The sequence below is a fragment of the Mesorhizobium sp. M7A.F.Ca.US.007.01.2.1 genome, assembly GCF_003998165.1.
GTDB lineage: Bacteria > Pseudomonadota > Alphaproteobacteria > Rhizobiales > Rhizobiaceae > Mesorhizobium > Mesorhizobium ciceri.
Genome location: NZ_RZQP01000458.1, coordinates 1 through 1654 on the forward strand (window position 1 = coordinate 1; position 1654 = coordinate 1654).

Below are 1654 nucleotides of genomic sequence, written 5' to 3' on the forward strand. Positions count from 1 at the left end.
CCTATCAGCCTGAGGGGGTGGTGAAAATCCCGCCGATAGTCGTGGCAGGGCAACGATCCGGCCCACGACGCTTCGGGGCCTCCGTTGGTTGATGAACATCAAACGCAAAAACCCGCCTGGGCGGCGGTCACTGGCGCAAATCAGCACCATGGGCAAAAATGTAGCATAGCTGCCCTCACCAGTCAAGGAAATAATTCCTATACAGGAAAACCGGCGCAAAGCTACCGACGCCGCGGGACGGCCGCCGTCAGGGTTTTCAAGCCGGGTTCGGAGCCCTGAGGGGCAGCGGGCGAAGGCCCGCCGCTATCCGACCGCAGCCGCCATCTTCGCCGCGATGTCGCGCAGGACCGCTTCATCGGCCGCCGCCCGTGTCTTCCTGGACGCCACGAGACAAGCCTGCGAGCGCAGGACGAGGCCATCGCCCAGCACCTTGAGATGATTGGCGCGCAGCGTCGAGCCGGTGGTTGTGATGTCGACGATGACATCGGCCAGACCCGCCGCCGGCGCACCTTCGGTGGCCCCCAGGCTCTCGACGATGCGGTAGACCTGGATGCCGTGCTTCTGCGAGAAGAATTGCTGGGTCAGCCGCCAGTATTTGGTGGCGATGCGCAGCCGCCGGCCATGGCGCTGGCGAAAATCGGCAGCGACGTCGTCGAGGTCGGCCATGCTGTCGACGTCGAGCCAGATGTCCGGCACGGCCACCACGACATCGGCATGGCCAAAACCGAGACGGGCGACGATTTCGGCGCGGCTCTCCCAGTCGGCAAGGTTTTCACGCACCAGGTCCTCGCCGGTGATGCCGAGATCGACGGCACCCTGGCCGATCTCGCCTGATATCTCGGAAGCCGACAGGAACACCACTTCGACATCGTCCAGGCCCTCGACGCGGGCGTGATATTTGCGCTCGTCGCCGGGCAGGCTGACGGCTAACCCGGCTTTGGCCAGCACGTCCAGCGCCTGCTCTTTCAGGCGGCCTTTGGATGGGATCGCCAGCGTGATCATGGCGCCGTCTCCCGCAACGCCTCGATGCGGTCGAGCCAGACGGAAAAGCCGACGCCGGGGATAGGCGTCTTGGCGCCAAGCAAGGTCAGCAGCCGGTCATAGCGGCCGCCGCCGACCAGCGGCCGGTCGCCATTGTCGGCCGCGATTTCGAAAACCAGGCCGGTGTAGTAGTCGAGCGGGCGGCCGAAGGCGGCGTCGTAGCGGATTTTATCGGCCGGCAAGCCATGCGCTTCGATCGCCTTGGCGCGGGCAGCGAACTTTTCCAGCGCGATATCGAGCGACAGACCGGCGCCGGTGGCGAAGGTCTCCAGCGCCTGGGCCGCGCGATCTAGCGGAACGTCGATCGCCAGAAAATCCTTCAGCGCGGAAAACGCCTCGCTCGACAGCCGAACGCTGCGCAATTCGGCTTTCTCGATCAGCCGCCGGGCAATGTCGGATGGCGAGCGTCCGGCGGACGCCGACAGGCCGGCTTCTTCCATGCCGCTGGCGATATGGGCGGAAAGACCGTCCAGATCACCGTCGAGGACCAGAGCGGCGACCGGACCTGAGAGCTGGCTGTTGCGCGGCGGGTTGGCGAGATCGGCGAGTGCCGCCTCAAGCATCGGCGCCGAGCCGAACGCCGATTGGCTGGCCAACTGCGATGTCGCGCTGG

General features: G+C 65.7%; 2 protein-coding genes. Both read right to left on the reverse strand.

Annotated features, from left to right (window positions below; genetic code table 11):
* Window positions 1-303: 303 nt before the first annotated feature.
* A complete protein-coding gene (gene hisG / locus EN949_RS35075) occupies window positions 304-1002 on the reverse strand; it encodes an ATP phosphoribosyltransferase (RefSeq protein ID WP_127366005.1) in 699 nt (232 codons plus the stop codon).
* Window positions 999-1654 (reverse strand): ATP phosphoribosyltransferase regulatory subunit (locus EN949_RS35080; RefSeq protein ID WP_206535010.1); only part of this gene is annotated, 656 nt, incomplete at its 5' end. The genes EN949_RS35080 and hisG, both read right to left, overlap by 4 nt.

Coding starts and splice junctions, on each gene's coding strand:
- hisG (WP_127366005.1), bottom strand. CDS start 1,002: ATGATCACGCTGGCGATCCCATCCAAAGGCCGCCTGAAAGAGCAGGCG.